Origin of the sequence: Acinetobacter sp. CIP 102129 (assembly GCF_000368305.1) — a bacterium.
Lineage (GTDB): Bacteria > Pseudomonadota > Gammaproteobacteria > Pseudomonadales > Moraxellaceae > Acinetobacter > Acinetobacter parvus.
This window is the reverse complement of record NZ_KB849336.1, coordinates 36,995-44,333: the sequence shown is the minus strand read 5'-3', so window position 1 is coordinate 44,333 and position 7,339 is coordinate 36,995. Positions and strand designations below refer to the sequence as shown.

The 7,339-nt window shown below is 40.6% G+C and carries 4 protein-coding genes and 1 pseudogene; 4 read left to right on the top strand and 1 reads right to left on the bottom strand.

Going from position 1 to position 7,339, the window contains the following annotated elements; translation table 11 throughout:
- Window positions 1-1,109 (bottom strand): Ig-like domain-containing protein (locus F973_RS01475; RefSeq protein ID WP_004759260.1); only part of this gene is annotated, 1,109 nt, incomplete at its 3' end.
- A gap of 258 nt (window positions 1,110-1,367) precedes the next feature.
- On the opposite strand from F973_RS01475, the gene F973_RS01470 reads away from it, so the two are divergent.
- From F973_RS01470 to lon, 4 genes and pseudogenes are all read left to right on the top strand, one after another.
- The gene (locus F973_RS01470) at window positions 1,368-2,405 is read left to right on the top strand and encodes a L,D-transpeptidase family protein (protein WP_004759259.1); all 1,038 of its coding nucleotides are present in this window, start codon (window positions 1,368-1,370) and stop codon (window positions 2,403-2,405) included.
- Window positions 2,406-2,636: 231 nt separating this feature from the next.
- Window positions 2,637-3,571: pseudogene (locus F973_RS01465) on the top strand (IS5 family transposase).
- Between the two features lie 485 nt (window positions 3,572-4,056).
- Window positions 4,057-4,644 (top strand): 5-formyltetrahydrofolate cyclo-ligase, encoded by a 588-nt coding sequence (locus F973_RS01460; RefSeq protein ID WP_004759255.1) that lies wholly within the window; start codon window positions 4,057-4,059, stop codon window positions 4,642-4,644.
- A gap of 144 nt (window positions 4,645-4,788) precedes the next feature.
- Window positions 4,789-7,218: an endopeptidase La gene (gene lon, locus F973_RS01455; RefSeq protein ID WP_004759254.1), complete on the top strand. Its 2,430-nt coding sequence runs from the start codon at window positions 4,789-4,791 to the stop codon at window positions 7,216-7,218.
- Window positions 7,219-7,339 lie beyond the last annotated feature (121 nt).

Sequence of the window (7,339 nt, the reverse complement as noted above, 5' to 3'; positions counted from 1 at the left end):
ACTTGCGATATGTCACTGCTTTCGATTGCATTGGTACCGTTTGGTGTCAGCTTCACTACGATATCAGTCGCTGTGTCACTTGCATTGCTTAACGCTACATCATGTACCAGCGTATTACCTTCGTATTTGCTGTCACTATTCACTATTGCCGTCGGACGGTCATCGTTTGGCGTGTTTGGTGCTGCTGCAACGTTAATGATTTCTGTTGCAGTTGAGGTACCGCCCTGGCCATCGCTGATGGTGTAGTTAAAGCTTTCTTGTCCAGTAAAGCCCGAGTTCGGCGTGAAGGTAATGTTGCCTTGGGCATCAATGTTCACCACACCGTTCGGGGTGTTGATTTGTTGGGCGGTGCCTGGCGTTAAAGCCACACCATTGATTGCCGTGATGGTCAGGGTGCCACCATCTGCATCGGTATCATTTGCCAATGGGTTTAAGGTCACTGGCGTGTTGAATGCGGTGTTGTACGTGTCATCGCTTGCAACAGGTGGTGTGTTTGGTGTAGGTGCAAATGGAGACAAAGGTGTCCAGCTACCACCACCCAAACCATGTTCAAATGGCTTAATAACTGAAGATAATATTGGGTATTGAATTCCTAAAGGCGGAATATTATCTACCACCCGGTTCAACATTAATGGTTTGATACCATCAGCGACAGATGTTTCACCTGCCCGTGTCAGTTGAACAAAACGATGCCCACCTTGGGTAACATCAGGATCGCCCTCAAAAGACTCCCCTGCAATTTCAACGTAGTCCTTACCCTCTTTTTTGAATACGCGACCGTCGTCTAAGCGAACAACATCATTTTGTTGTTCAGATTCATTCATTTGCTGAAATGATTTTGCAAAATTTACAATTTTGTCGATATCTGAATTTGACTCGACCAGTAAGGAATTAAGACTGAAATTACCATCGTTATTGATTAAATCTTTGCCGTGTATTTCGACTACACGACCATTTGAAAGCTGCAATACGACATTGCTTTCTTCAGAAAGATGCAACACATCCTTTGCCTGAAGTTTTGCCCCTTTTTTTAGAATTAATTTTTTATTTGTATTGGAAAAGCGCCAAACATCACCGTCAACCGAGATTACTTTTACTGTTGTATTCATTTATAACTTTACCTCAATTTAAATGTTTAGCCATATCAATTATTTATGCCTATATGGCTAAATTTATTTAGCGCGGACACGAAATTATCCTAGTTTAGTTAATTAATATACAATATTAGTGTTACAGTCCATATACATTTACCTTCTTAAGTTGGCATTTTTTTAACTAAAATTATTACAAAGGCGCATTTATTTAACTTTATTTAAACTATTGGTTTTGTCATTTTGATAAATCGTTTTACCTTGGGATTAGCTACTATGTTGAGTCGTTTCTTAATTATTTGCTTGAGTAATATCTGTATTTTTTCAACTTATGCAAACGCACTAGAACCGCACAGTCTACTTAGTATTTCAACTAATGATCAGAACAATTTGGCATTGTTAAATCAACCCAGCACATGGTCTTTAGATAATCTAAATAAAGCTGAATGGTCAGACAATCTTGAAAAAGGCTATCTTCCTGTTTACGCAAAGTTACAAGTCCTGTTGAGTCGCCACTATTCATCTTCAGGGGCGATTGATGGTTCATTGGGCTTAAATACTGTTAAAGCGATTTCAGCTTTTCAAATTATGAAGGGTCTAAGCGGTGATGGAATCTTAGACGCAAATACTTGGCATCTTTTAAATGAAGATACAACCCAACCAACATTTATTGAATACACGATTACTGCACAAGACTTGAAGGGGCCTTATGCTCAATCTATTCCTGTAGATTATGCTGAACAATCAAAGATGCGAGGTTTGTATTACACTCGCGTGACTGAGATGCTGGGTGAAAAGTTTCATATGGATGAATTGTTTTTACAAAAAATAAATTCAGGTGCAACTTTTAATAAAGTTGGTGAAAAGATTATTGTGGCAAATGTGAAAAACACGTTGCCAAAAAATATAAAAATGATTATCGCGCACAAAGGCTCAAAACAATTATATTTGCTTGATCAACAAAATAAGATGATTGCTTCTTTTCCTGCAACCATTGGTAGTGAAGATAATCCCTCACCATCTGGCACTCATGTGATTGGGAGCATTGTGCCAAATCCACACTACAGCTATAACCCTAAGAATTTTATTCAAGGCAAAAATCTTAAACCTCTTAGTTTACCGCCCGGACCGAATAATCCAGTTGGAAATATTTGGATTGGTTTATCTCGACCTTCTTTTGGAATTCATGGGACACCCAACCCCGCTTTAATTTCTAAAACAGCTTCGCATGGGTGTATTCGATTGACCAATTGGGACGCAAATAATTTATCTAAAATTGTTCGCAAAGGCATGACTGTCAGATTTTTGGAGTAGAAGCTATTTTTTAAAGGCTCACTTGCGTTTTTAACTATAGTTGAGATCGAATGATGAACCGTGATTTTGTAAAGTATGTTAACCACATTTGGATTTTCCAGGTTCGATATATTTAACTTCCAAATCATTATTTTTATTTATGACACAAATACTTGCATGAAAACTTTTATTTGTATCGGCTTTGTTGCACAAACCTATCTGTAAAGGGTTTTTCAGCGATATAATTTTCAAATGAAGAAGCCTACACACAAAATCTACCGCACAACCAATTGGCCCGCATATAACCGAGCACTCATGAGTCGCGGAAATATTGCCATTTGGTTTGATCCTGCTACGCAATGGCATGCTCCATCAAAAGGCAAACAAGGACGCAATCAAATCTACTCCGATGCAGCCATCCAATGCTGCTTTTAGTGATTAAATCCTTATTCCGTCTGTCTTTACGTATGGTCACTGGCTTTGTGCAAAGTCTGATTAAACTGTGCGGATTAAATGGGACAGCATCAGATTACACCACGCTTTGTAGAAGACAAAAGCATATTGATATTGCAATCAGCTACCAAAAAAGTAGCGATGGGCTGCATCTGCTCATGGACTCTACAGGCATGAAGTTTCTAGGTGAGGGCGAATGGAAACGCAAGAAACATGGACCTGAATATCGTCGCCAATGGCGTAAACTTCATATTGGTATAGATGCCAAAACCCTGCAAATACGAGCAGTTCAGCTCACAACCAATAATGTCAGTGATTCACAGATATTTGGTGATTTACTTAATCAGATTCCACAAGATGAGCGAATTGACTCTGTTTATACCGATGGAGCTTATGACACCAAGCAATGCCGTCAGGTCATTGCAGATCGGCAAGCGCATGCGGTGATTCCACCTAGAAAAAATGCGAAACAATGGAAAAATACAAAGCTTAGCTCGCTAGAGCGAAATGAATTACTTCGAACAGTTAAACGTTTAGGCAGGACACTATGGAAAAAATGGTCAGGCTATCATCGTCGAAGTTTGGTTGAAACTAAGATGCATTGCATCAAATTATTAGGAGATAAACTCAGTGCAAGGAGTTTTGATAGCCAAGTGAATGAAATCCATGCACGTGTAGCAGTCCTTAACAGATTTACGGAATTAGGTCGACCACTTACCCAAGTTACGCCTTAAATTTAGCTCAATTAGGGGCCCTTTGCATTTCAAATCTTTGTGCAACAAAGCCATTGCAACATTGACTTCCTCCCCTCGCTAAACCGAGGGGATTCCTACAACTAGACGGTGAAGCCCCACCGCAAATCTTAGAGTTGGCTACCGCCTTGCAATTCACACTTTGCATCTAAGATTCTTATTTCAAACTAACGCTACCGTTAAGATTGTCTGTTGACACGAGCTAGTTTGAGAGTGTGTATGGAATACCATCTACCAGTCAAGACACTGCGTACTCGCAATTTATACTTGTCTTGCCTGTTTTTTGTAGATGGTTTAATTTAATGGCTGATTGATTGTAGCAACTTTGTCGCCTTATATCCACCCCCTAAAGTGCGTGGTTTTACGGCGACTGCTGATAAATCTACCATTACACCTCAACCATATTCAGGAACTTTTCTAGAAAATCGAGTATTATTCCCCCTATAAATAAAATCATTTCAAATGTCATGAACCAGCTTTTAAACCCATTAAGAAAACAACTTCGCCTAAAAAGAAAGCGACTTTCTCCTTATGAACAAAAGAAAGCTGAACAACAGGTTTTAAATCGACTCAGATATTTGCCACAGTTCAAGTCAGCCCAAAAAGTTGGCCTATATCTACATGCCTTTGGTGAAGTGCATACCCGAAAAATCATCCAGTTCTGTTTTCAAAAAAACAAGCAGGTCTATCTGCCCACGATCTGTAATATGAACCAAAATCTGGTTTGGGTAAAAATCAGCTCCAATCAATATTTAAATAAACGTTTTTCAAAGCATCCTCTCGGTATGAAAGAACCAATGGCAACGCGTGGGCAGCATGTTTCCACCCTGGATTTACTGATTATGCCTTTATTGGCCTGTGACCAGCTTGGAACAAGAATCGGCATGGGAGGTGGATTTTATGACCGTACTTTAGCAACTGCCCCACATCGTCCTTTTCGGCTGGGACTCGCCCATTCCTTTCAATATATAAATGAACCTTTATTCAGACAAAAATGGGATCAACCCATTGATGGATTATTAACCCCTCAAAATTTTTATTATTTCAAACGATAAATAGCTAATTTTATTAATTTTAACCGCCAATCTTGAGTAATTTAGTCTTTTTTTCATATTTTATAAATTAAAACCCTTGTAATTTTAAAAATGCACTTCACTATAAAAACATGGCAACACCGTTGTCACTCATTAGGAGTGCCCATGTCTGAATATATTTTAAATAATGAATCAAGCTTAGAGCCACAGGTTCCAAGTGTATTACCACTATTAGCATTACGTGATGTTGTGGTCTATCCACACATGCAAATTGCGCTATTTGTGGGTCGTGAAAAATCGATCAATGCAGTGGATGTGGCTCGTAACGGTGACAATTTAGTATTTGTAGTTGCGCAAAAAGATTCGCTTACAGAAGAAATTGATCACGATAACCTCTATCAATATGGAACCGTGGCTAAAATCGTACAGGTCGTCAATCATGAAAATGATGAAAACTGCATTAAAGTACTGATTGAAGGTCTGCATCGTTCTAAATTAGAGCGCATTATTGATGGTGAAGAATACTTGACTGCCGAGCACAGTCTCAGTCCAATTACATTACTATTGGATGAGGAAGCTCAAGCAACTCGCTTAAACGAATTACGTACCCTATTCGCTCAATATGCTGAAGCGAAATTACGCAATGCACGTGAGCTTGTTGCAGCAGCTAATAAAATCGAAGACCTGTTACAACTGATGTTCTTCGTTGCGACCCGTGTGCCTTTAAACATTGAAGTGAAACAAAAGTTTTTAGAGCACGACGAGTTTGAAGCGCATTTGCAAGAGTTGATGAGCTATTTGGTGAATCAATCTGCTGAACAGCAAATTGAACAAACGTTACATGACAGTGTTAAACGTCAAATGGAAAAGAACCAGCGTGAATACTTTCTAAATGAAAAAATGAAAGTTATTCAGCGTGAGCTTTCCGACATGAATGGCGGTGCTGAGGATGACGTTGCGGAAATCGAGAAACGTCTTGCTGAAGCAGATTTGCCTGAGCACGTACGTAAAAAAGCTGAAGCTGAGTTCCGTAAACTCAAGGCAATGCAACCTGCATCCAGTGAAGCAGCCGTTGTTCGTAACTATCTAGAAGTCATTTTAGATACGCCTTGGAATAAGGCGAGCAAAGTCAGCATTAACTTGGCCAAAGCACAAGAGATTCTTGATGAAGATCACTACGGCTTAGATGACGTCAAAGATCGTATTGTTGAGTATCTGGCGGTTCAGTCGCGTGTGAAAAAACTCCGCGGGCCAATCTTGTGTTTAGTCGGCCCTCCAGGTGTAGGAAAAACTTCTCTTGGGGAATCAGTAGCGAAAGCGACAGGTCGTGAGTTTGTCCGCATGGCCCTCGGTGGCGTACGTGACGAAGCTGAAATCCGTGGTCACCGTCGTACCTATATCGGTGCGATGCCAGGTAAAATTGTACAGTCTTTAACAAAAGTTGGCGTGAAGAACCCTCTGTTCTTACTCGACGAAATCGATAAGATGGCACAAGACTACCGTGGCGATCCTGCTTCTGCCTTGCTTGAAGTGCTTGATCCATCGCAAAACAACAAGTTTAACGATCACTATTTAGATCTTGATCTTGACCTTTCTGAAGTGATGTTCATTTGTACTGCCAACAGCATGAATATTCCTGAGGCCTTGCTGGACCGTATGGAGGTGATTCGTCTTCCTGGTTATACCGAAGATGAAAAAGTGAATATTGCTGAGCGCTACCTTGTTCCAAAAGCGATTAAGAATAATGGCCTACGTGCAAAAGAACTGACTGTTCATGAAGAAGCCATTCGCGACATCGTACAACGTTATACACGTGAAGCTGGTGTGCGTAGCCTTGAACGTGAAGTGTCTAAAATTGCACGTAAAGTTGTAAAAGAGGCGGTGAGCAAGAAGTCTAAAAACCTACAGGTTGATGTGACTTCTGCAAATCTTCCAGAATATCTGGGTCCACACAAGTTTGACTTTGGTGTTGCTGAGGATGAAGCGCAAGTGGGTCGTGTCAATGGTCTGGCGTGGACTTCGGTGGGTGGTGAGTTACTGACCATTGAAGTTGCAGCCGTAAAAGGTAAAGGTAAATTCATTACCACAGGTTCACTCGGTGATGTAATGAAAGAATCAATTACCGCAGCAATGACCGTGGTTCGTACACGTGCGGATGAATTGGGAATTGAATCATCTCGTTTCGATGAAACTGATGTCCATGTTCACTTACCTGAAGGTGCAACACCAAAAGATGGCCCATCGGCTGGTTTGGCACTGACCACTGCCCTTGTATCGGCATTTACAGGTATTCCGATTCGTCCAGACATTGCCATGACAGGTGAAACAAGTCTTGGCGGCCGTGCGATGCGTATTGGTGGCTTGAAAGAAAAGCTTCTTGCGGCACACCGTGGTGGAATCAAGCTGGTCTTCATTCCACAGGATAACGTCCGTGACTTGGCTGAGATTCCAGAAAATGTGAAAGAAGGTTTAGAAATCAAAGCTGTGAAAAGCATTGATGAAATCCTGCCTTTGGCTTTGACGGATACACCAAAACCTTTGCCGAAAACACCGATTGTAAAACCAGTGGAAGAAGCAAAGGCTGCACGTCACTAATCCTTGAAAAAATTAAAGAGAGCTTCGGCTCTCTTTTTTTGTTACATATTTTGGTTGAAAAATAACCAGTATATTGCATAATGAAATGGAGTCGACAAAACAAAGGCCAAACTTGACTCAT

Excerpts from the sequence above, each read along its gene's own strand:
- lon (WP_004759254.1), top strand. The coding sequence starts at position 4,789 with ATGTCTGAATATATTTTAAATAATGAATCAAGCTTAGAGCCACAGGTT.
- F973_RS01460 (WP_004759255.1), top strand. The coding sequence starts at position 4,057 with ATGAACCAGCTTTTAAACCCATTAAGAAAACAACTTCGCCTAAAAAGA.
- F973_RS01470 (WP_004759259.1), top strand. The coding sequence starts at position 1,368 with ATGTTGAGTCGTTTCTTAATTATTTGCTTGAGTAATATCTGTATTTTT.